This is a genomic window from Maribellus maritimus (assembly GCF_022267315.1).
GTDB classification, from domain to species: domain Bacteria; phylum Bacteroidota; class Bacteroidia; order Bacteroidales; family Prolixibacteraceae; genus Draconibacterium; species Draconibacterium maritimum.
In genome coordinates this window covers 116,788-140,798 of sequence record NZ_JAIKLE010000012.1, presented here as the reverse complement: position 1 = coordinate 140,798, position 24,011 = coordinate 116,788, and the positions used below count along the sequence as shown (strand labels likewise).

Annotated in this window: 18 protein-coding genes; 12 read left to right on the top strand and 6 right to left on the bottom strand. The window is 36.7% G+C overall.

Going from position 1 to position 24,011, the window contains the following annotated elements:
* Positions 1-64: 64 nt before the first annotated feature.
* Positions 65-2,776: a TonB-dependent receptor gene (locus K5G00_RS12645; protein ID WP_238766526.1), complete on the bottom strand. Its 2,712-nt coding sequence runs from the start codon at positions 2,774-2,776 to the stop codon at positions 65-67.
* A 923-nt stretch (positions 2,777-3,699) separates the two neighbouring features.
* Between K5G00_RS12645 and K5G00_RS12640 the strand changes: the two genes are divergently transcribed.
* From K5G00_RS12640 to K5G00_RS12605, 8 genes are all read left to right on the top strand, one after another.
* Complete coding sequence (locus K5G00_RS12640) at positions 3,700-4,137, top strand: hypothetical protein (protein WP_238766525.1); 438 nt, start codon at positions 3,700-3,702, stop codon at positions 4,135-4,137.
* A gap of 62 nt (positions 4,138-4,199) precedes the next feature.
* Positions 4,200-4,532, top strand: coding sequence for a PadR family transcriptional regulator (locus K5G00_RS12635; protein WP_158866367.1), 333 nt, complete (start codon positions 4,200-4,202; stop codon positions 4,530-4,532).
* 106 nt (positions 4,533-4,638) lie between these two features.
* Positions 4,639-6,213, top strand: a complete 1,575-nt coding sequence (locus K5G00_RS12630) for a PspC domain-containing protein (protein WP_238766524.1) — start codon at positions 4,639-4,641, stop codon at positions 6,211-6,213.
* 90 nt (positions 6,214-6,303) lie between these two features.
* The gene (locus K5G00_RS12625) at positions 6,304-7,365 is read left to right on the top strand and encodes an alpha/beta hydrolase family protein (protein WP_238766523.1); all 1,062 of its coding nucleotides are present in this window, start codon (positions 6,304-6,306) and stop codon (positions 7,363-7,365) included.
* A 76-nt stretch (positions 7,366-7,441) separates the two neighbouring features.
* Complete coding sequence (locus K5G00_RS12620; protein WP_238766522.1) at positions 7,442-7,942, top strand: DUF4252 domain-containing protein; 501 nt, start codon at positions 7,442-7,444, stop codon at positions 7,940-7,942.
* 148 nt (positions 7,943-8,090) lie between these two features.
* Entirely contained in the window at positions 8,091-8,540 is a 450-nt protein-coding gene (locus tag K5G00_RS12615) for a 6-pyruvoyl trahydropterin synthase family protein (RefSeq protein ID WP_238766521.1), read from the top strand.
* Positions 8,541-8,552: 12 nt separating this feature from the next.
* Positions 8,553-11,327 (top strand): DNA polymerase I, encoded by a 2,775-nt coding sequence (gene polA, locus K5G00_RS12610; RefSeq protein WP_238766520.1) that lies wholly within the window; start codon positions 8,553-8,555, stop codon positions 11,325-11,327.
* Positions 11,317-11,490, top strand: coding sequence for a hypothetical protein (locus K5G00_RS12605; RefSeq protein ID WP_238766519.1), 174 nt, complete (start codon positions 11,317-11,319; stop codon positions 11,488-11,490). The genes polA and K5G00_RS12605 overlap by 11 nt, the downstream gene beginning before the upstream one ends.
* Here K5G00_RS12605 and K5G00_RS12600 read toward each other — a convergent pair.
* Complete coding sequence (locus K5G00_RS12600) at positions 11,483-12,421, bottom strand: tRNA-dihydrouridine synthase family protein (protein ID WP_238766518.1); 939 nt, start codon at positions 12,419-12,421, stop codon at positions 11,483-11,485. The two genes, K5G00_RS12605 and K5G00_RS12600, sit on opposite strands and share 8 nt — an antisense overlap.
* Before the next feature lie 119 nt (positions 12,422-12,540).
* Here K5G00_RS12600 and K5G00_RS12595 point away from each other — a divergent pair, with 119 nt between their 5' ends.
* The 4 genes from K5G00_RS12595 (at position 12,541) to K5G00_RS12580 (ending at position 16,138) form a co-directional block, all read left to right on the top strand.
* Entirely contained in the window at positions 12,541-13,503 is a 963-nt protein-coding gene (locus tag K5G00_RS12595) for a DUF4271 domain-containing protein (protein ID WP_238766517.1), read from the top strand.
* A 34-nt stretch (positions 13,504-13,537) separates the two neighbouring features.
* Complete coding sequence (locus tag K5G00_RS12590; RefSeq protein ID WP_238766516.1) at positions 13,538-14,281, top strand: uroporphyrinogen-III synthase; 744 nt, start codon at positions 13,538-13,540, stop codon at positions 14,279-14,281.
* 67 nt (positions 14,282-14,348) lie between these two features.
* The gene (gene rnpA / locus K5G00_RS12585; RefSeq protein WP_238766515.1) at positions 14,349-14,768 is read left to right on the top strand and encodes a ribonuclease P protein component; all 420 of its coding nucleotides are present in this window, start codon (positions 14,349-14,351) and stop codon (positions 14,766-14,768) included.
* Complete coding sequence (locus K5G00_RS12580) at positions 14,738-16,138, top strand: aldehyde dehydrogenase (protein ID WP_238766514.1); 1,401 nt, start codon at positions 14,738-14,740, stop codon at positions 16,136-16,138. The genes rnpA and K5G00_RS12580 overlap by 31 nt, the downstream gene beginning before the upstream one ends.
* Positions 16,139-16,185: 47 nt before the next feature.
* Here the strand turns inward: K5G00_RS12580 and K5G00_RS12575 are convergent, their stop codons facing one another.
* The 4 genes from K5G00_RS12575 to K5G00_RS12560 form a co-directional block, all read right to left on the bottom strand.
* Entirely contained in the window at positions 16,186-17,277 is a 1,092-nt protein-coding gene (locus K5G00_RS12575) for a chorismate mutase (RefSeq protein ID WP_238766513.1), read from the bottom strand.
* Between the two features lie 2 nt (positions 17,278-17,279).
* Positions 17,280-18,176: a prephenate dehydrogenase gene (locus K5G00_RS12570; protein ID WP_238766512.1), complete on the bottom strand. Its 897-nt coding sequence runs from the start codon at positions 18,174-18,176 to the stop codon at positions 17,280-17,282.
* 263 nt (positions 18,177-18,439) lie between these two features.
* Positions 18,440-20,923, bottom strand: a complete 2,484-nt coding sequence (locus K5G00_RS12565; RefSeq protein WP_238766511.1) for a T9SS type A sorting domain-containing protein — start codon at positions 20,921-20,923, stop codon at positions 18,440-18,442.
* 291 nt (positions 20,924-21,214) lie between these two features.
* Positions 21,215-23,680 carry a T9SS type A sorting domain-containing protein gene (locus tag K5G00_RS12560; protein WP_238766510.1) on the bottom strand — a complete coding sequence of 822 codons (2,466 nt, stop codon included), beginning with the start codon at positions 23,678-23,680 and terminating at the stop codon, positions 21,215-21,217.
* Positions 23,681-24,011: the final 331 nt, after the last annotated feature.

Sequence of the window (24,011 nt, the reverse complement as noted above, 5' to 3'; positions counted from 1 at the left end):
TTGTTTGGAAATGAAGCATAAAAAAAGCCGCAATATGCGGCTTTTTTTATGCTTTGGTAATTTCTTAAAAACTTATACTAACCGAGGTATTCCAAGTAAATCCGTTTCCGAAGTACACAGTGTTGTCAGTATGGATTCCTTCCCAGGTCGGATCTCCTGATTCTGCATGGATATTGGTATCTGACTGAGATATATACTGTTTATTTAATACGTTATTTGCATTAAATCTAATTTTTAGAACGCTATTGTTTTTGAGGTACCAGCGATAAGATAAACCGGCATCCAGAATACCAAAAGAAGGTAATTCCAAAGAACCTCTATGGTCGGGCGAATCAAATGCTTCCGGGTCGATTGCTGCATAAAGGTTCGTATAATAACGGTAATCTCCATCAAAAGATAATCCTTTTGTTATGTTGATATCTGCAAGTAACCCAAATGAAGTTTGAGCTGCATCACCCACTTTTACATTATTTAAATAAAGTGTATTGGCTCCACCTATCGGATTACGGTCTTCGTCCCAAATATTGGCGTCAACATCTCCTGCGTATTCCCAGTTCCCAATTGAGGCAAAACCTCCAATAGTCAAATAGCTTGTCGGTCTTGCTTCGATTTCTAATTCTACACCTATGTGGTTTTCCGTTACATTCTCGAATAGTGCTACATCGTCAAAAAAGTCATCGTTGTCAAAATCACCACTTTGTCTAATCTGGCGGTCACTCCATTTTGTGTAATAAGCATTAAAGTCGACATCGAGGACGCGGCTTCTGTAACCATATCCTGCTTCCAGTCCTAAAACGCCTTCGTTGCCGACGTCTTCATTAACATCATTTAAATAGTTCAGAAATAAATCGTCGAAAAATGGTTGACGTGAATAATATCCTGCATTTACAAATACATTGTGTTGTTCATTGATGTTGTAGTTTCCACCGGCTTTTAGGTTAAATCCTTCGTGGTGAAGTTTTTCAGATACTTGTTCGTCAGGATCAGAATACGAATGGTAATCAAAACGCTGATATGCCTGAGTTGAAATTGCTCCCTGTATGAAAGCAGAGATTATTTCGTTTTTATATTCCAGTTGTCCAAATGCGCCGTTATAAGAGATACGTTCGTTGTTGTAATAATCCAGTTTGGCTTCCATTTCAGAGTTTCTTTTTGTCCAGAAACTGTAGGGAGAAGAACCATGCTCTACCGTGTAAACGACACCTCCCGGATACATTTCCTGAAATCCTGCACCATTATAATTATCATCCCAGTATCCATCCAGCCCTAACAGATTGTCAACCTGTCGAAAGTGTTCTCCATAATAAGTTCTGAAATCAGCTCCTACGTTATAAGAAAAGCTTTCATTAATGTCGTGGTTGAAATTGACCACTGCTCCCAGCCAACGGTGCATGTTCATTGAGGCGCGCCGAAGTGCACCTGTTCCATATCTGCCAATGGTCTTTCCGTCAATGTTAAAATCTTCTTCAGAACTGTCGATGGCTTTATTGTTCGCAATAATTTGATCAAAATCAATTTGTCCGTCGCTACCGTATACATATGCTTGGCTGCCAGATCCATAAGGGCCTGTTCCACCACCTTGCCCGACTGATGCATAGAGAACAGTTGAAAGAGACGATTTACTGTCTATATTCCAGTCCCAGTTAAGGTTGGCAACGGGTTTATGGTAAAAGTTTTTTCTCCAACTCCATACTTCACCATTTTTATATCCCCAGTTATCGTTATATCTCTGTTCTTTATTGCTTATTTTACCATCACTATTTAAATCATATTCCGAAATGTCTTTCGAGTAGTTTTGGTTATGCCATTGGGGCGCACCGGTTGCTGAGAAGTTAAATGAATGTTTTTCCGATGGTTTATATCCTACTGATATAAAATAAGTTTGTCCTTGTCCCTGGGTGCCGTCATTATATCCGTCACCCTGCCAGTGTGAAAGTAGAAAGCTTAATCCCCAGCCCTTGTCGTTTATTCCTGTAGAATAAGAAGCGGTGTATTTTTGATAATTGTCGTTACCATAAAGAACAGAAGCTCTTCCTCCTTCTTTTTGGTCGGTAGCCTTTGTTACAACGTTAATTGTTGCTCCAACTGAAGAGATGGCTAGTTTTGATGAGCCAAGCCCTCTTTGAATCTGAATTGCATTGGCAACGTCTGATAATCCTTGCCAGTTGGACCAATAAACTCTGCCATCCTCCATTCCGTTAACAGGCTGGCCATTAAAAAGTAAAGCAATGTTTTCTTGTGCAAAACCACGAATGTTAATTCTGGAATCACCGTAACCTCCTGCCTGACTTGCTACATATACCGAAGGTGTGTTTTTCATTACTTCAGGAAATTCCTGGTTTCCGGATTTTGTTTGGATTTCTGCAAGCTTGATTGTTGAAACGGCAACAGGAGTTTCCCGGTCGCGGGCAATGTCGATTACACCGTTCCCTACAATCACGACTCCTTCCAGTGAGATTGAACTGGTTTTGAGAAATATTTTCCCAAGATCATTCGTTTGGCCTGAAGAAATCTTCACCTTTTGTTGATGCGTGTCGTAGCCAATGTAAGAGATTTCAATCGTTTTTTCTCCCGCATCAATTGCTAATGAGAACTCACCATCGGCATTTGTTATCGTTCCAATGGTAGTACCCGTTTGAACGACGCTTGCTCCAATGAGTGCTTCATTTGTTTCAGAATCGACCACAACGCCTTTAACTGTTCCTTGGGCAACAGCTGCCAGCGAAAACAGGCTGAATGCAGCCAAAATTAAAGATGATAAAATTGTTTTTTTCATAGAAAATTGGATTTGAATTAAAATAAATGAATACTATGTGTATATCTAATGTTTTAATATAAATAACCGGGATTATAGTATGGTATTCAAATAGTTTTGTTGTTGGTAGAAACTGATAATACAAGTTTGTGTTTTGCTTGTTAAGCCAATATTATCCATCTTTTGTTTCTTAATTTTTGCCGATATAACAACTGCTTTTAAGCTATATTGTTCACGCAATAAATTGTACTGCAAATGAAATTGTTTTATTTATAATAAATATTAATTAGAAGTTAATTTTTTGTTTCCTGTAAGAAAGCTTTGGTGGCTATTCTCTCTTATCTCTTTAAAATCAAATTATTATTTTGTTTTTTTCTTGTAACCGGTTGTGGAAATCGAATTACCAAGTTCAGAATATTCAATATTACTGCCAAAATCTGAAAAAGAATTTTATTAAATATTTTATGGGACTTGTTAACAGCATTTCAAGAAGATATCAACACATAGAATGTTTACCTGCAAAACTAATTTTGTGCAGAAATTAGATTTTTTATTGGGTCTTTATTTTGCGATCAGGTAGTTGAATAGTCGTTAGTCTCTTTAATTTTTCTACTGAAAATGTATTTTTTTTTAAAGGTCAATTTTTATTTATTTTGTTAATTGGTTTAAAGTCAATGCTTTAATCTTGAAATATGAAATTATTTTAAAAAAAATTAGTACTATGTGTTGCATAGTACTTGAAAAAATATATATATTTGTAATGCAAACAACAGGGTAAGAAAGAGTAGTTTTTTTAAAATAGTTCTTTAATTTTTGTAACGAATTGAAATTGACATCGTCTTAAAAACGGAAAAGCCAACCGGATTAAAGGCCGGGAAATAATAACAAACAGAAAACAACAGAAAACAAAAATGAAGGGTTTTCCTTCAAAAAAAACAAAAGCCATGAAAACAAAAAACAATGTTCAGAAAGCAATTTTAAGGTCGGGAGCGGTGATTATTAGTTTTGTTCTTATTAGTTTTACGGTAAGTGCTCAGGAATTTTGGAGAAAACTATTGACTCATAGTAGTTTTAACGAAATCGCTATTGCTATGATTGAAACAACTGATGACAAAGCTGATGTTCCTGTTAATTCAGGGGAAAAATCAAATTTTCAGTTTTACGCTGTTCAGGAATTTGACAATGATCTCAACCTGGAATCATGGATGACAACAGATTTTTATTTTAATTTAGTGCATTTTAAAAACGAAGCTGAAGTTGAAAGTGTTCTTGAGTTGGAGGATTGGATGATGAATGAGAATTTTCTTACACCTGAAAAGATAGATGATGAGCCAATGGAACTGGAAGCATGGATGATCTCTCATGAAGTTTGGAATAGCTGAGGTTTGTATGAAAAGGCTTTGGAGAGAGCAATTGGGATGGTAGAAAATATAAGTAAGCAAAAATGAAAATTGAAAATGCAAAGGCACAAATGAGGAAAGGGGTACTGGAATATTGTATCCTTCTTGTCCTTGATGGAAAGCCTCTGTACGCCAGCGATATAATTCAGTCGTTAAAAGAAGCAAAGATGATAGTGGTGGAAGGTACACTGTACCCACTGCTTACCCGACTGAAAAATGCCGGATTATTGGCATATCGCTGGGAAGAATCGACACAGGGGCCGCCGCGGAAATATTATGAATTAACCGATAGTGGAAGGCAATTTTTAGGAGAGTTGGAGGGCTCGTGGACTGAACTGGTTGACGCGGTTGGAAAGATTAAAAATAGCAGAGCTTAATATTTCCGTATTTGAAATTCAAAAATCATTTAAATGAAACAAGCCATTAGTAAAGTAGCAAAAAAGGCAAGTTCCATTACATTCCTTAAAACAAAAAACAACTGAAATGAGAAAGACATTTACAATAAATATAAGCGGTACTATTTTTCATATCGAGGAGGATGCCTATGAAGTGCTGCAAAAATACCTGATAAATCTAAAAAATCATTTTGGCAATACTGAAGAGGGCAAAGAGATTTTGTCGGATATTGAAGCGAGGATAGCAGAAATCTTCACGGAGAAATCAGAGAATGATAGAAATGTAGTTACTCTCGCTTGGGTAGAAGAGGTTGTTGAAACAATGGGAACACCCGAAGATTTCGCAGAAGAAGAAGGTGAAGAAGAACCTGTTTCAGAAGAAAGTAAGAGAAAGAGAAGACTGTATAGGGACCCCGATCATCGTGTTTTGGGTGGAGTATGCGGTGGTCTTGGAGCTTATTTTAACATGGACTTTGTTGTCCTGAGAATCATTTTTGCAATCTTGTTTTTTGCCACTTTCCCGGCAGCAATGATAGCGTATATTATTCTTTGGATTGCTGTTCCGAAAGCAATTACAACGGCGCAACGTCTTGAAATGCGAGGGCAGGAAGCAACCGTGAAAAATATTGAAAAATCAATTAAAGAAGAGGTAAAAGAGGTAAAAGAAAGTTATAAAAAATTTAAGGAATCAGATGGTTATTCAAAAGGGAAAAAATCGGTTGCAGGAGCAGGCGATGTTTTGTTTAATGTTTTTAAAGTTATCCTGAAAATTTTTGTAATAATTATCGGCGTGATACTCATTCTTTCAGCTTTCTTTGGGATACTTGGACTTATTTCGAGTTTAATAATCGGACAATCGTTTGTTGAAGGCTGGCCACTGGTTTGGGGGCCTGAGATTCACATGCCTAATTTTCTTAACCATTTTGTTGAACCGGGAACTGTAACATTTGGAATGATCGCCATTGGATTTTTGGTTGGTATCCCGATGCTAGCCATGCTTTATATTGGGACCAAACTGGTGTTCAGGTATAAATCGAATAATACAGCTATTGGATTAACTATGGTTGGTTTATGGCTTGTTGCTTTGGTGTCGTTAATTATAGTATCGGCAAGCCAGGTTGGAAACTATAAGAGCCGTTCGTCTATTTCAAACAGCGAGATACTTTCGTGCGACAGTTGTAGCACTCTTTATTTGCAACTGGATGAAGATAAATTTGACGATTACGTGGAAATGGATTGGGAGATTGATAATTTCAAAGTGGTTGTAATGAATGGGGAGGAAGTGATGCTTGGTCTGCCAACATTCGATATTGAAAAAGCAGGAACAGATAATTTTTCACTTTTAATCAAAAAAACATCGCGTGGAAGGACCCGGGAAAATGCGCAGGAATCAACAGAACAAATCGTATATAATTTTGATTTGAAAGATTCGACTTTGACTTTCGACCCCAACTTTTTTATAAAAGAAGGAGGAAAATGGCGCGACCAGGAGGTGGATATCACATTAAAAGTCCCCGAAGGCAAAACAGTTTATTTGGGCGACGAGATGGTAAGAATAATTCACGACATTGAAAATGTTTCCAACACCTGGGATGGCGATATGGTTGGCAAATACTGGGAAATGAAGCCCGACGGACTTACCATGAGAGAATCATCAAATTAATAACCACCAAAAATATTTCTCCGGAATAAATCAGGAATTCTATTGATAGATTGACAAAATTTTTTTGAGTTGCAAACATTTTGAATGAAAATGAAAAAAGTAATAAACTCATATACAATAATAAAGGTGATTTGTATTAGTGTAATTACTCTGATTTCATTTTCAGTAAAGGCACAGAACTACGTATTGTCCACTCAATCAGAACCGACAATCGAAGAGGCCCTGGATAAGTTTGGGTTTACAGAGCAAAAAATTATCATAGCTTCAGATACCATTGTATATTATCTGACAGATTATACATCTAAGCCTGATAAGCTGGTTCTTTTTATACAAGGGACTGATCCTTTTCCTATCTTTTTCTATCAGTTTAAAAACGAACAAACGAGATTAATCGAATGGTTCAAAGACGACTACAAAACCCTGGATTTCACTTATGCATATGCAATAGTAGCGAAGCCGGGTTTATCTGGAATTTTCAATCAAGATGAATTTTCTGTTCCTAAAAAATATAATGAATATAATTACAGGGAATATCGGGTCAATCAAATTCGTTTAACGATAGAAGATATTAAACAGCATCATTTAAAAGATCCTGAAAAAATTATTGTTTACGGTCATTCAGAAGGAGCTCAAATAGCTGCTGCTCTTGCCCGGGTGGATACAAACATCACACATCTTGGGTTTTGGTCAGGCAATGTTTTGAACAATTTTTATGAATTTACTTTGTTTGAAAGGATTGCTGCCTTGAAGGGGCAACAGTCAGACTCAGCGGCTCACACTCATATCGAAGAACTTATTGACTGGTATAAAGATATTATTGAAAACCCAAATTCAACGGAAATTGATGACTGGGGGTTTACAAATAGAAGGTGGTCTTCTTATGAGGAAGCTCCAATTAATGATCTTTTAAAAATTGATATCCCTATTTACTCAGTATTTGCTACAGAAGATGAAAGTACGCCAATTGAAACAGCTTATTTACTCCCAATTCAATTTATTCAACATAGAAAAAACAATTTGACATTTAAGGTATGTATAAACTACGATCATTCCTACAGAGAAAGGAAAAACGATCAGATAATAGATAGCTGGAGTAAAGTATTCGGGGAGTTTATTGAATGGACAAATAAAACTAAAAGCAATAACGACTAATAAAGTAACGGGATTCGTGATTAAAAATATGTAATAAAATTTGTTTATAATCGTCTCCATTTAAATAGTATATATCATGAAAACAATCAGAATTTTTATTGTAGTTACACTTGTTTTGGCAGTTCACCTTTCAAATGCTCAAAGTAAATCATACCGAATGTACGATGCATTTGCAAATAAAGACGGAGTTACAAATTTTAGTTTCACCAAAAACATGACCGATGCATTTAACATTGACCTCGGTGATGATGACGATGAAAAAAAGGTTACCGGAGATTTAAATGAGGTAAGATTTATGTCGTATAATCCCAAAAAAGGTGGAATGAGTGGCCCTGAATTTACAAAAAGAGCAGTAGGGATGCTGCCTTCGCAATACAAAAAATATGAAGATGAAGATAACGACTCTGATGCTGAGATTTGGCTTCTGGGTGGAAGGAAAAAATTTAAGGAATGTCATGTTTTTTTAAACAATGAATCAGATGACCAAATGCGCTTTGTGGTTTCTTTTTATGGCGATTTTACTGTACAAGATTTGGAGGGATTAAAAGAAACCGGGAGAAGTTTTTCTGACGACTAATAACAAAGAGATATTTTTGCAGCAAGTCCGGGTTGGGTAAACCCGGATTTTTTGTTTCTGCTAATTTATATTGAAATAGAATATTCATTTTTTATCGTTTTTCTCAAAAAACTGTACTTTCACAGACTTAAAAAAAGGATTTCGACTTATGCCAAAAATCAGAGTTACAAAACGCTTTCATTTTGAGATGGCACACACGCTTTATGAATATGATGGCTTGTGCCGGAATATTCACGGGCATTCTTACAATCTGGAAGTTACACTTTTAGGAGAGCCCAAAAAACAACCGGAGCATCCGAAAGATGGTATGGTACTCGATTTTGCCGATTTGAAAAATATTGTAAAAATACAGATTGTCAACCGTTTTGACCATGCGCTGATGGTGAATGAACTTGTATCCGGAGAACAAATTGAATTACTGCAGAAAACGACCGACCGTTTAATATTAGTCGGTTTTCAACCAACCACAGAAAACATTGTCGCTTATATCGCTGAAATACTTCAACAACATTTGCCTTCAGATGTTTCATTGTTTAGTATACGTTTATATGAAACGGTAACAGCATTTGCCGAATGGTTTGCTTCCGATAACCAGTAAAACTTTAAAAAAATGACCGATAAAGATTCAAAAAAACTTTTTCTTCTTGATGCTTACGCATTAATATACCGCAGTTATTTTGCTTTTATCCGAAATCCAAGATTCAATTCCAAGGGTGTAAATACCTCTGCGATGTATGGTTTTACAAATACTTTAGTCCAATTACTGGAAACAGAAAATCCAAATTATATTGGTGTTGTTTTTGATGTATCTGCTCCTACCTTTCGCCATAAGATGTATCCGGAGTACAAAGCAAACAGGGAAGAAATGCCTGAAGATTTACGTAAATCAATACCATACATTCGGAATATTATTGAAGCATTTAATATTCCAATTATCGAAAAAGAAGGATTTGAGGCAGATGACGTTATTGGCACACTGGCACAAAAGGCTCGAAAAGAAGGATTTATCACATATATGATGACTCCGGACAAAGATTATGCACAACTTGTTTCCGAAGAGGTTTTGATGTTTAAACCTGCTAAATCAGGTGGAGTTGCAGAAGTATGGGGGCAAAAGGAAGTAAAGGAAAATTTTGGGATCGAAAATACGGAACAAGTGATCGATATCCTGGGTTTAATGGGAGACAGTGCCGATAATATACCGGGATGCCCCGGAATTGGCTCCAAAACAGCTGAAAAACTCATTAAGGAGTTTGGGAGTATCGACGGAATTTACAGAAACATTGACAAGTTAAAAGGAAAACAAAAAGAAAATCTGGTCAATTATGAAGAACAGGTCAGGTTGTCAAGAAAATTAGCCGTTATTATTCAGGATGTGCCGATAGATTTCGAAAAAGAAAAGTTAACCCGCGAGGAAATCAATAGAGAACTATTAAAAGCTATTTTTGACGATTTAGAATTTAAAACCATTGCAGAAAGGCTAAAATTAACTGAGGCAGTTAAAGTTGAAACAGCCATGCAAGGTTCACTTTTTGGTGATTCTGATCTACCTGAAACGACAGTTAAAAAAAGAAACACTATTAAAACGATTCCGCATCAGTATTATCTGATAGAGGATGAAATGCAACGTGCAAGTTTAAGAGCCGAGCTTTCTATTCAGGAAGAATTTTGTTTTGATACTGAAACCACCGGACTCGATACACATTCATCGGAAATTGTATGTATGTCATTTTCATTTCGTAAACACGAAGCTTTTTGTGTCACATTGCCTTCAAACCGCGAAGAAGCACAAAAGGTGATAGAGGAGTTCCGTGAAGTTTTTTCAGACGAAAATGTTACAAAAATAGGACAGAATATTAAGTATGATATTTTAATGCTGAGTAATTATGGTATTGAAGTAAAAGGGAAAATTTACGATACCATGATAGCTCATTATCTGATTCAGCCGGAGCTTAAACACAATCTGGATTTTTTGTGTGAAATTTACCTGGATTATGAAAAGATTCCGACTGAACATCTGATCGGCAAGAAAGGGAAAGGACAAATAACGATGCGTTCTGTCCCGCCGGAGAAATTACGTGATTATGCCTGCGAGGATGCTGATCTTACGTTTCAGTTAAAACATGCTATCGATCCGGATTTAGACGAAACTGAAGTTCGCGAGCTTTTTGAAGAGTTGGAAATGCCACTCATTCCAGTGCTGGTTCATATGGAGAATGCCGGAGTGAAACTAAATGTAGATGAGTTAAAGGATTATGCCGGGCGTCTCCGGGAACAAATAATTGAACTTGAAGAAGAAATTATCGATTTGGCAGGGGAAGAGTTTAATGTTTCTTCTCCCAAACAGCTTGGACCGATTCTTTTTGAAAAATTAAAAATTGACTCGAACGCGAAAAAAACAAAAACCAAGCAGTATTCTACTTCCGAAGACGTATTAATCAGGTTGGTTGACAGGCATCCGATTGTGGGCAAAGTATTGGAGTTTCGTGGCTTAAAAAAATTGCTTTCAACCTATGTTGAGGCACTTCCATTGCTGGTAAATAAAAGAACAGGGAAAGTGCATACTTCTTACAATCAGGCGATTGCGGCAACCGGCCGATTAAGTTCCGTTAATCCCAACCTGCAAAATATTCCTATTCGCGATGAAAGCGGACGAGAAATTCGTAAAGCTTTTATTCCTTCTGATAACGAGCACACCTTCCTGTCGGCTGACTATTCGCAAATAGAACTTCGAATAATGGCCGCTCTCAGCAACGACGATGAAATGCAAAAGGCATTTAACGAAGAAAAAGATATTCATTCCATTACAGCTGCAAAAATTTATAAAGTTCCTGAGAAGGAGGTAACTTCCGATATGCGGCGGAAAGCCAAAACTGCCAATTTTGGAATAATTTATGGAATTTCGGCATTTGGGTTGTCTCAAAGACTAAATATTCCACGTACAGAGGCAAAGGAATTGATTGATGGTTATTTTGAAAGTTTTCCAAAAATCAAGGAATTTATGGATAAACAAATAGAATTGGCAAGAAATCAAGGATATGTACAAACAATTAAAGGACGCAAGCGTTATTTAAATGATATAAATTCAGCAAACGCAGTGGTTCGCGGAATGGCTGAACGAAACGCAATAAATGCACCAATTCAGGGGTCAGCTGCTGACATAATAAAAATAGCCATGATCAATATTTATAAGCAGTTTGACCAGCAAAAACTGAAATCGAAAATGGTGCTTCAGGTGCACGACGAATTAAATTTTGATGCGTTTAAACCTGAGCTTGACAAGGTAAAAGAAATAGTAAAACAGGAGATGGAAAACGCTGTTGAAGTAGGCGTTCCGTTAACGATTGAAATGAATAATGCCGAAAATTGGTTAGATGCTCATTAGCAATATGTTATTACAAATTGAAACAGAAGACGATTATCGGGACGCGTTAAAAAGGTTTCTTGAAATTTGTGCGGCCCCAAAGGATTCCAAAGAAGAACGGGAACTTTATTTGCTCATGGATTTAATGGAGAAATATGAGCGAAACAATTGTTCGTTTACCTGAAATCCTCACTAAAAAGGTTATTGACTTCTGTGAGGTAGGATTTTGTCGAGTTCGTTTTTTTGACTCTTTTATATGCTTTTTTTTGAGCATAAAAATTATAACTAAAGTAGATCCAGAACTGTTTCATTTTATTTATGGCATTTCCTTCATTATCCATTTTTGCAAAAGTACCTTCAAAAATGAGTCGGTGAAAATTAATAAGTTTTTCTCCTTTTTCTTTAAGTGAAAATGAGATTCCGTTTATTTCCGAAGGTAAAAAGGGATTCATTAGCACGCCCCGCCCAAGCATCCAGCCTGCCGTTCCCGGAAATTTTAATTGTTTTTCCAGGAAGTGCTCAATTGAAAATATATCACCGTTGTATACCAGTTTGTGTTTTGTGTTTTCAAGAGCAAAGGAATAGGCTTGTTCAGCAATTTTTCCTTTATACAATTGTTTTGCATTTCGTGGGTGTAATATGATTTCAGTCAAAGGGTAGGAATTTAATACAGGCAAAACTTTTTCTATCTCTTTTTCGTTTTCCAATCCGGCCCGCATTTTTATTGAAAGCTTAAGGTGCGATTTATTATAAAAGGCATATAGTATTTTTTTGATTTGTTCGGTGTTTGGTAATAATCCTGCGCCCTTACCTCGGTTTGTTACCATTGGGTAAGGACAGCCCAGGTTCAGATTTATCTCCTTGTAACCAAAGTCTTTCAGTACTTCCGACAGAAAAACAATTTCTTTTTCATTTTTTACCAGTATTTGTGGAATTAACCGGGCTTCAAGCAGGTTATTACCAGGCTTAATTTCAGCAAAATATTTATTTAGAATCAGATTGTTTTTTACAGAAATATAAGGAACAAAAAAAGTGTCAATCCCCGGGAACACCTTTGAATATGCACTTCTGTATATGTAGTCCGTATATCCTTGCAAAGGAGCGAGATAAATCATAAAATTAACCTGGTTTAAATTAAATATTAACAAAAATATTTGAATTTAAGTTGAAGACAAATCTTAACAATCGTTTTTGTATTCATATCTTTGTGGCTGGTTTATTTTGAAAATAGAAGTTGAGTTTTAAATACCCGCATAATATCTTTACAACACCTTATTCAACGCATAATAATGTTGAAAAGGGAGAGATACACTTTAGGGAGATTTATTTTATTAACGCCAATTTTCAGGAAAGCGACACCCTTTCAAAAACCACAACAGATACAATTCCGAAAACAGAAAAATCAACTTTGGCGCAAATAAGGTATTGGCAACGCCAAAGAGAAAACAGGTTGGTTGTAAACGGGAAGCGTTATATGGAGCCAAAAACGGAGGTAAATTTAACAACATCTGAAGTTGCTCCCGAACAAGGAATCGGATTGCCCGTTCGTGAAAGAAATGCCTATAATACGGATTGGTTGACTTTTGTTTTAATAGCGACTTTTGTTTTGTTTGCTTCGGTTAGATTTTCTTTTTCGAAATATATCGACTATTTGTTTCAGTCGGTTGTAAATTATTCCAGCTCATTTCGAATGATAGAAGAAAAAAATTACTCCATTTCAAGTGGAGCTGTCCGGCTGGAAATATTTTTTTATTTAACCTTTTCTGTTTTTCTATTTCAGCTTGTTAGCTATTTTAACTTTAAATCTCCTTTTGGGAGCTGGATTTTGTTTCTTTTGCTTTTTGGAAGTGTTCTCATTTATTTTGTCGCCAAAAAGATGATTTATCGCGCCGTAGGGACGGTTATTGAAGGCTGGGAAGAAACAGGTGAATACCTGTTTAATCATGATAATTTTAACAGGGTTGCAGGTTTGATTTTATTTCCAATCGTGGTTTTGATTTCTTTCATTCCTTTTGAAAGCATTGGTTTTCTGATATTTACCGGATGCGTGATTTTAGTTGTTTTTTATTTTTTGTTGTTGGGAAGAGGGATTTCAATTTTATTAAAAAAACAGTTTTCTATATTTTATCTCTTTTTGTACCTTTGTTCCCTTGAATTTTTACCCTTGCTTTTAATTTATAAAATAGTTGTCATGTAAGAAGGGGATAAGTTTCATTAAAAGCATCAAAATTTTGAAAGTCAGGAGCATATTAGTTTCACAACCGGAGCCAAGCACAACAAAATCACCGTATTTTGAGTTGGCTGAAAAAAATAGTGTTAAAATCGACTTTCGCCCGTTTATTCAGGTGGAAGGTGTATCGGCAAAAGAATTCCGGCAAACCCGGACTCAGATTTTGTCGCACACAGGAGTAATTTTTACCAGTCGTACAGCCATCGATCACTTTTTCAGGATAAGCCAGGAATTGAGATTGACTGTACCCGATTCGATGAAGTATTTTTGTATTTCTGAGGCTACTGCATTTTATCTTCAGAAATATATTGTATACCGAAAAAGAAAAATATTTTATGCCGACGGCCGGTTTTCCGATTTGGTAAATGTGATGAAAAAACATAAAGACGAGAAATTCCTTGTCCCGCTTTCTGATATTCATAAACAGGAAATACCGGAACTTTTGGATAAAGAGGGGTATAAATATACAAAGGCGATTTTATATCGTACTGTAAGTAGCGATTTGTCAGATTTGGCTGACGTAAATTACGATGTCCTTGTATTTTTTAGTCCTTCAGGAATAAAATCACTTTTTCAGAATTTTCCGGATTTTAAACAAAACGATACCCGGATTGCCTGTTTTGGGCCAACAACAGCACAGGCAGTGCGCGAAGCCGGTTTACGTTTGGATATTGAAGCGCCAACAGCACAGGCGCCCTCAATGACAATGGCACTGGAGCAGTACATTAAAAAGAATAATAAATAGCGGCTAACAAGAAAAATATATAATTTTAAAGGCTGTCCTTTTTTATGGATAGCCTTTTTACTTTACAATGGAAAAATCTCCGCAAAAGTTTGAAATGCATAGTGGCAGCTACACCTTTAAAAAGAAGGAGAAGCTTTGCAGCAAGAAGATGATCGACCAACTTTTTTCTGAAGGAGTATCATTTATATCTTTTCCGTTAAAAGTAATTTATCTGCCTTGCGAATTGCCAGTTAAAAATAAGGTTCAAATCGGTTTTTCCGTTAGTAAGAAAAATTTCAAAAAAGCTGTGCAAAGAAATCTGTTAAAAAGGAGAATGCGGGAAGCGTATCGTTTGAATAAACATTTATTGACAGAAAAAGAGGCAGAAAAACAATTGGCAATTTTTGTTATTTTTATTGGGAAAAAAATTCTGGATTACAATACTATTGAACAATCGATGATAAAATCGCTGACCAAATGCTCGAAAATCCACATGCCGGAGAAATGAAAAATCTGAAACAGATAATTCAGGCGCAAGATGATTTTTTTTATTCAAACATTACCCTTGACGTTAATTTTCGGATTAAAAAGTTAAAGGAATTAAAATCGGCGATAAAAAAGTACGAGGAGGAATTAATTACAGGTTTTCGAAAAGATCTGGGGAAAGGTGGATTTGAAGTAATAAGTTCCGAGATTGGCTTGGTGCAAAATGAACTAACACAGCACATAAAGCATTTAAAAAAATGGGCCAGACCAAAAAGAGCCGGGACTCCTTTGCATGCGTTTCCTTCGAAGAGTTTTGTTCACAAACAACCTTTAGGTAGAGTGTTGATTATCAGTCCGTTTAATTATCCTTTTATGCTAACAATTGCTCCGTTGGTTGGAGCTTTGTCAGCAGGGAATGTTGCTGTTCTAAAACCTTCAGAGGCAGTTACAAGCGTTACGGATACTATTGAAAAAATAATCAGTGAAGTTTTTGACAAACAGTATGTTTACGTTGTAAAAGGTGATGCATTAATAAGCCAGGAACTGCTCTCTTATCGTTGGGATAAAATTTTCTTTACCGGAAGTTCGCGTGTTGGAAAAATTGTTTTACAGGCAGCTGCAAAATACATCACACCGGTTGTACTCGAACTGGGCGGAAAAAATCCTGTGATTGTAGATAAAGATGCAAATCTTAAAATTGCAGCCCGACGTATTGTTTGGGGGAAATTGTTAAACGGCGGACAATCATGCGTAGCACCCGATTATTTATTTGTACATGAATCAGTAAAAAATAGATTTTTGGAATTGATGGTAGCGGCAATCAAATCAATGTATTCAGAAGCTCCTAAAGAAAATGGTGATTTCACAAGAATCGTTAATTCTTCTGCTGTACGGCGGATATTAGAATTATTGAAAGGTTCTACTGTCTATTACGGCGGTGATTACGATGAAAAAACAAATTATTTTTCACCAACAATTTTAACTGATGTTTTACCGGACTCACCGGTAATGAAAGATGAGATTTTTGGTCCGGTTTTGCCCGTGTTAAGTTTTCAACGTATGGATGATGTATTTTCTTTCCTGAAAAAAGAAGAGAAATCACTGGCAACGTATTATTTTTCTGAAAGCCGAAAAAAGCAAAAAGAATTTTTGAATAGAACTACTTCGGGAGATGCGATGATAAATGATGTTGTTCTCCATTTTACAAATCCTTTATTGCCTTTTGGCGGGGTTGGCGATAGCGGAATGGGTTCATATCACGGTAAGCACAGTTTTGATGTTTTTTCGCATGAACGTTCAGTCATGAAAACATCTTCGAAAATTGATTTGCCTCTGCGATATCCTCCGTATAAAAAGTGGGTTTTTAAGGTTCTGAGATTATTATTCAAATAAAAACCCCGGAAAATTTTCCCCGGGGTTATCGGTGATATTTAATGCGCTTATTCTTCATCCATAATTTCAGTCTGCATTCTTACGGAGTCTTCGTGGATGAGCTGAAAAAGTATTTTTACAAATGTTTCGTTGATATCCAGGCGCTTTCCCAGGTTTACCCTGTTATCCATCAACTGAGTCCAGCGATTCATCTGCAGTGCAGTAACGTTGTTTTCTCTTTTGTACTGCCCGATTTGTTTTACAATGGCAACCCTTGATGCAAGAATTTCAAGAAGTTCAGAGTCGAGTGCATCAATGCGATTACGCAGAACATCCAATTGGCTTTCAAAATTAGGGTTATTTGCATTTTCGTGACGGATAACCAGTTTATCCAGTAATTTTCCGAGGTCATCCGGAGTAAGTTGTTGAGCGGCATCGCTCATGGCACACGAAGGATCCCGGTGCGATTCCAGCATCAGTCCCTCCATTCCCATATCAAATGCTTTTTGTGAAATTTCGTATAAATATTCGCGTTTTCCGGCAATATGGCTGGGGTCGCAAATAATTGGCAGATTGGGAAGAATTCGTTTGAGTTCGATAACTGTTTTCCAGTTGGGGTAGTTGCGGTATTTTGTTTCTCTGAAAGGAGTAAAACCGCGGTGAATGGCAACGATATTTTTTATCCCTGCCTGATTTATCCGTTCAACAGCACCCATCCAGAGCTGTACATCCGGATTTACCGGGTTTTTGATCATAATCACAGCATCTGTTCCTTTTACAACGTCGGCAATTTCCTGCACCACAAACGGGCTGGCAGTTGAGCGTGCTCCAATCCACAATACATCTAATCCTGCGTTTAGCGCCTCCTCGGTGTGCTGGGCATTTGCTACTTCGGTTCCCACAGGTAATCCGGTTTCTTTTTTTACCGTTTGTAACCATTTTAATCCAACGGAACCTACTCCTTCGAAAGAACCAGGTCTTGTTCTTGGTTTCCATACGCCTCCACGGTAAATAAATACGCGTTTATCCTGAGCCAGTAGTTTTGCTGTGTCCAGCGCCTGTTCTTCACTTTCCAAACTGCAAGGTCCGGAAATTAAAAGAGGATTATCAATGTGTGGTAACCACTCTTTTATTGGATTAATTTCAAGCTTTAAAGTCATTTTTATTTTGTATAAAGTTTTGTAAATTTTTCTTCATTCTTTACAAAATGAGGATTTTCTCCATCAAGGATTCCTCTGATTTTGTTAGCGTTTATTATCAGGTCTTTTAATTTGTCAAAATCGTTATCCTTCATACTGTCGCGAAGTTCTTGTAAATGTTTGATATAGACATCCAGCGATTCAACAACATACTTGCAGTTTTGTTGAAATATAGGATGCCACATACTATGTGAACTTTTTGCTAAACGGACGGTTGACCGAAAACCTCCACTCGCCAAATCAAAAATTATACTTCTGTCTTCTTTTGCCTGAACAGCATTTGCAAGAGCATAAGCTGCGGCGTGCGGAAGATGTGAAACAAAAGCCGTGCTGTGGTCTTGTTCGTCAGATGACATATAGGCAACATCCATTCCAAGCGCTTGAAACATTTTTTCAGCAAGCGCAACGTGCTGGGGACCTGAATCTTCCTGGTCGCAAAGGATAGTAATTTTTCCTCGAAAAAGATTATCTATGGCAGCGGTAGGTCCTGAATTTTCTGTTCCGGACATGGGGTGAGCCGCAACAAAATTTTTTCTGTTGGGATGGTTTGCAACCTTATCAGTAATCACTTTTTTTGTAGATCCCATGTCGATTACCGTTGTGTTGGCTGAGATTTTATCCAGAACTTCAGGTAGTACTTCAAGTTCCTTATCAACAGGAATTGCAATTATTACGAGGTCGGCACCTTCAATTCCTTTTACAAGTGTTTCAGTCCGGTCAACCAGACCAATCTCAACTGCTTTTTTAGCATTCTTCTGGTTATTTTCAATACCAATCAGTTCTGTGGCAAATTTCTTTTTTCTTAGATCTTTAGCTAACGAACCACCGATTAAACCAAGCCCAATAAATGTTATTTTCATTTTTTTAATGTTTATAAAAAAAGAAAAGGCCTCGAATTTTCGAGACCTTTCTGTAACATATCTTCACATTAAACAATACCTTACTTCCTGATCCCGATTTTAGAACCAAAATAAAAGTAATAGTAAAAATAGGTATTGCTAATTGTTATATTCATTTTTCTTATAATGTGGAAACAAAGATAGGTATATATTTTAAAAATGAAACAATAAATTGTTTTTGAATAAATTTTATCTGAATTTGAAATCGAGTTTTAACGTTAAATTTATCTTTTTATCAGTTTCCTCGAAGTTACTTTTTGTCCGTTTTCCAGAATATTTACCAGATACATCCCTTTAGTGAATCCACTTATATTGATTGTTTTTGTGGTAGTCCCGTAATTATTTTCAAATTGAATTGACTTTACATTTTGTCCAAATGTATTGTAAAATACAATTTGTATATCGTTAATTTTATTATTTGAGATTTCAAAGGTTAAGTTCACCTGGCTTTCGGCTGGATTGGGGAAAATAGAAATGTTACCGGGTGAAAGTTCAGTTAACGGAGAAGAAACGGGTTGTTGAATCCTCAGGTTATCAATTGCCCAACCCCATCCGTGGGCGAATGGGTCGGAGTACAAACGGAACCGTATTAAAATTGTATCTCCCGCCATGAAGTTTCCGTTTTCGAGCAGATTTATACCGTTGGAGATATATAAATCGGGTTCACCAACAGCATTCGAAACCTGGTCGGTTATATCTTCATTGTAGGTTGTAAGCCAGATGGTACTTTTTCTTGAATCATAACCATCGGATAGTGGTAGCCAGTTTTTTCCTAAATCTTTACTTCCTTCAACAACCACATAATCCCAAAATTCCGTATCGCCAAAATTTGTATTGTTTTCACCAGGCTCAATCAGCACTATTTCGTCAAATGTCATCGATCCATTTTCCTGAATAATAATTGGGTGTTTTAGAATGGTCGAGAAGTTTAATTCCTTGTTATTGTCATTCGGGCTCGGATAGGGGTGTGGACTGTGGAGCGCACCATTTTCAAAGCCATCTTCCGTATAAATGTCAAAGTCAGAAATAATAAAATCGGATGTCAGGTTGTTAAAATTATTCACATAGTTGACAACGGGGTAGTAAATTTCTTCAATTCGGAAAGAGAAGGCACTGTCTTCCGGGGAGACTGCAATATTTTTTGCACTTGAACTGTCTTCAGCAAAAATTTGGTAATGAACAATATCTCCATCATTTAGAAGATTTCGATCAAAGTTGAAATACCCGGAAAATGTGGTTTCATTTTCCCGTTCTAACCCAAAAAATCCTTGATTTACACCATTGATATCGTAACCGACATAAACAGTGTCGATTCCTAAATTATCATTTACCTCTGCTGAAATTTCTAAATTTTCATTACCAGGCAAATAATAAGCAATCGGTTCATGTTCTATTACCGGACTCTCAGTATCAGGTCCAATTTTAATTTCATAAAAGATGTTGGGAGCTTCTGTTGGTAAGCGGAATGTTCGGTTTTTTATATCGCCGGCATTTATATAATATTGAATAATATCTGTTTGGTTGCCTGGAGTTATCTCAGTTGAGAATAGCCCTGTTGTTTCTGTCGGGAATAAAGAAGCAGAGTCAATTTGAGATTGAAAGGAATCAGTTGAATAGATAATCATAAGAGATGTTGTATCTATTTGATAATCGCTTTCAATAGTAACATTAAAAATGAGGGGGTTGGCTTCCTCTATGTCTTTCAAAGGTTCAAAGTCGAGATACATATGTTTCCAGCCAATATCGGCCATTATTCCTTTTGTTAATGGACCGGGATCGTGAATGGCCTCTGCCTTTCCAATGGCGTGAGTCATAAGTGAATTGGGATTGTTTGACGGGTAGTGTGCGTCATTTAAGTGATAGATACTTGAGCCATCGTTCCATTCAGAAGGGGCATAAAGCCGTGGATGGAATCCGTTCCCATCAGCTATTGCTACCGGACTGTTTGCATACAAACTTGATGATGTAAGCGCATCTTTTAATTTTGTTGATTGATTGGGGTAATAGGATGTATCCGTTAGCTGTTCTCCCGTATTTTTTATTACCAGCAAATCAAAAGCTGCGGCATCGCCAAAATCATTATAACCATAAGCACCTTCGTTGCCACTTACAAAAAAGAAACCTGTAAATCCAAGCCCGTGTGCCAATTCATGCATTACGACAGTAACAAAGTCGTATAGTGAATCAGGAGTATTTAAGTCTGTTCCAAAATACCAGTCTATTGATTTGTTAAATTCAGCGATCATGTCTGGATTTTCAGAGCCTGTAATTTCAGTTTTTGTAATTTTTTCTACAACAGCAACTGGATAAAACCGGTTTTGGTGAGGAGTGTGTTCAAAGTTTTGATAATATTCCGATGGGCCACAGCTGCCCAGTACATTTGTGCCCAGTGATGACCAGGTTGCCTGGATATAAATGGGGACAGGTGATTCGATAATACCCTCCCACAAACTAACAGCATATTCAAAGGCATCTTTTGCGTTTTGCGGGAAAAGCCGGTAGTTAACTATAATTTCAGATTTTTTTTCTCCCGATTTTAAGCTGTTTAACAAGCCATTTGATGGAGGAATAGCAGCTTTTTCGATTTTTCCAGATGCATAACACACGGGAGGTAAAACTTTGACGCTATTTCTTTTCCAATCTTGTTGAGCTGAGATATTGATTACTCCAATAAACAGGATTAAGTCTATTAAAAAAAATCTTTTCATTCATTTGTCGTTTTAGCACCGTCATAAACCGGATACAAATATGAAGGAATAATCCCTAATTTAGTTCATTCTCGCAAAACAATTTAAAAAAAGGCCGGATGCTAACACCCGGCACTTTCCTACCTTTTGTTTAAAAAAACATGAATAAAATTCATGTAACCCATAAAATTTTTACAACGACTTGGTTTTTTTAACAAAAACGAGTTTGTAAAAAACAACCATAGAAGTTACTAGTCCGATAAATGCTGCAATTAACGCAATAAGAAGTAATGTTTTCATAATAGGTAAATTTTAATATTTGACAATTTTTTTTGTAATTACTTGTGACGCATCAGTTACCATATTTACAAGGTAGATGCCAGGTTCTATACTATTGAGATTTACTTGTTTTTTTGAAGAATATTGCGGGTCGTTCCAGGTTTCGCGGTATACAGTTTTCCCGGTCAAATCTGTAACTAAAATATCTAAAGCTGAGATGTCATTATAGTTGGAGCAGTCAACATAAAAGTTGTCGGCAAACGGATTAGGATAAACCTCAATGTTTTCGTTTGAAGCTATTTCTTCTGTGTCCAATGAGTTACTTTGAATTGTTAAATCATCGATAGCCCAACCCCAGCCATTTACTGATTTGTCAGACGACAACCTGAAACGAATAAGTGTTTCATCTCCAGCCTTAAGGCCAGTGTTTTCAGTTAGATTTATAGTGCGAGTCGCGAATAAACTTTCATCGCCTGATGAAGTACTTGAAGCGTTACTTTTTAATGAATTTACAAAGCTTGAATACCAACGGTCGTCATTGTTTGAATCGTATCCTTCAGTCAACGGTATCCAGGTTCTCCCATAATCATTACTTGCCTCAACTATTACATAATCCCAGAAGAGTAATTCTGTATATTTGGTTTCAGGTTCTCCTGGTTCAACCAAAACAACTTCTTTGAAGGACATCAGTCCATTATTTTTAATAATAATCGGGTATTTTAATTGAGTAATCTGATCAAGTTTTTCATTTTCGATATTTGATTGTTGGTAAGGATGATTACTGTGTAAAACACCGGTTGAGAATCCTTCAACTGTTGAAATATCAAAATCAGTCCCGATAAAGTCTTCTGAGAAATCATTAAAGTCAGTTTCGTATGAAGAAATAGCTTCACCGGGTTCAAAAATATTGACCGAATAGTATCCGTTTGACGGAACGACTATTTTGTTATTGTTTTTTGAATTATCGTTCGCTATTATACGATATTCAACTTTGTCGTCACTTTGAAGGTTCCCCGGAAGTTCAACGGTCCCCGAGAAGTTCTCTTCATTAACTGTTAGTAAAACAGGTTTCTGGTCAATTCCATCAACTTTGTATTCAACTTTAACAGATTTAATTCCCAGGTTATCTTCTGCTTTGCCTGTTAGTTGAACCGAGTTCAATAAGCTTGAAACAAGTTTTACAGGGTTATGAAAAACAACCGGCGCAGAATAATCCGGTCCAATTCTAAAAGTTAATTTTTTGTTCGGTGCAGTGCTTGGTAATTTATATATATTATTAGTGGATTGAGCAACAAAATAGTATTGAATGTTACCCAAAAAATTGTTTACAGGAAGGTTGCCGGTATACTTTTGCAACGAAGTATCGAAAGATAAACGAACAGAGTCTTTTGTGGTAAAATAGTCTTTTGAAAAGACTATTTTTACGTTTGTTGGGTCAAACGGAATTTCGCTGTTTATGCCTATTTGGAGCGGGAGTTCCAGGCAGGTTTCTTCAAAATCCTTAATAACTTCAAAATCAAACGAAACAGATTTCCATCCCATTTCAGCCAGCATTTGTACCGTCAAATCTCCTGGTGTGTGAATTGCCTGGCCTTTGTATTTATATGCTGTCATCAGGTTGTTGTCGTCATTTGAGTTTAAATCCTCATGGTCAAGGTGATATAAACTTGAGCCTGCTATCCAATTCTCAGGCGCATATAAATTTGGTGCCGGTGTTGCTGATTTTTCGGCTACCGTTTCCTTGTTAAATTTTAGCTTTTCAGAAGTTAGTTGTTGAAACAATGAACTTGAAGGGCTCTTAAAGTTATCGTTATCGGCTATTCTTTGACCATTGAAATTATATATATAATAATCATAGATGCTAGGCAAATTGTTTGTATTGTTTAAATAACCATTTCCATCCTCTGCTTTTAAAAATCCGGAGAATCCAAGTCCGTGGGTGATTTCGTGCAAAGCCGCAGTAACAAAATCATACTTTGTTGACGGAGTATCTCCGTCGGTTTTATAATACCAGGGGATATTCGAATTAAAACTGCAAACAATGTCGGCTTCACTTTCTCCGTTTATATCTTTTCCCGCAAGTTTTTCGGCCAGAGCCACCGGGTAGTATACATTGGAAAACATAGCACCATCAAAATTTTTGTAAAATTGCGAAGGTCGGCTTTGAGCCAGCATGTTTGTTCCCAATTCTTCCCATTTTACGATGATTCTTACAGGAACAGAAGAAGAAACAAAACCTTCCCAGATTGAAACTGCATACTGAAAAGCAGCTTTAGCCTGAGTAGGCACGTTTTCGTAGGTCACTAAGAAGTTTCCGGCGTTGCTGCCAGACTTCAATTGTCTCTCATTGGTAGGTGGGGGCGTAAATTCATTTTTTATGTCATCCAAAGCAATGTTGATCTGGCTTTCGCCTTTAATGGTTTGCGTCAACAGTTGCTTTTGGGCCTTAACATTGCAAAAGGTAACAATGGTAAGGACGATTAAAAGCGTCCGTCTCATGACAGTTTCTATTTATGGGTTTGTAATATTCAAAAATAACAAACCTTGAGACGGGTTTCGAAAAATAAAGCGCTGATTTAATGAGTAATGAATGCTGAAAATGGGATAAGCATTTTTTCAACAATGGGAAAATTCCCTGATTTAATGGGGCTGATGAAGCTGAGATAGTATTAATATACATCTTCAAATTATTGCCTACTGATCTTCTGACAGAAGACAATTTTTTAATCGCCCTAGCATTGCAAAAGGTAACAATGTAGAGGACGACCGAAAGCGTCCGTCTCATGACAGTTTCTATTTTATGGGTTTGCAAGGGTAAATATATGAATAA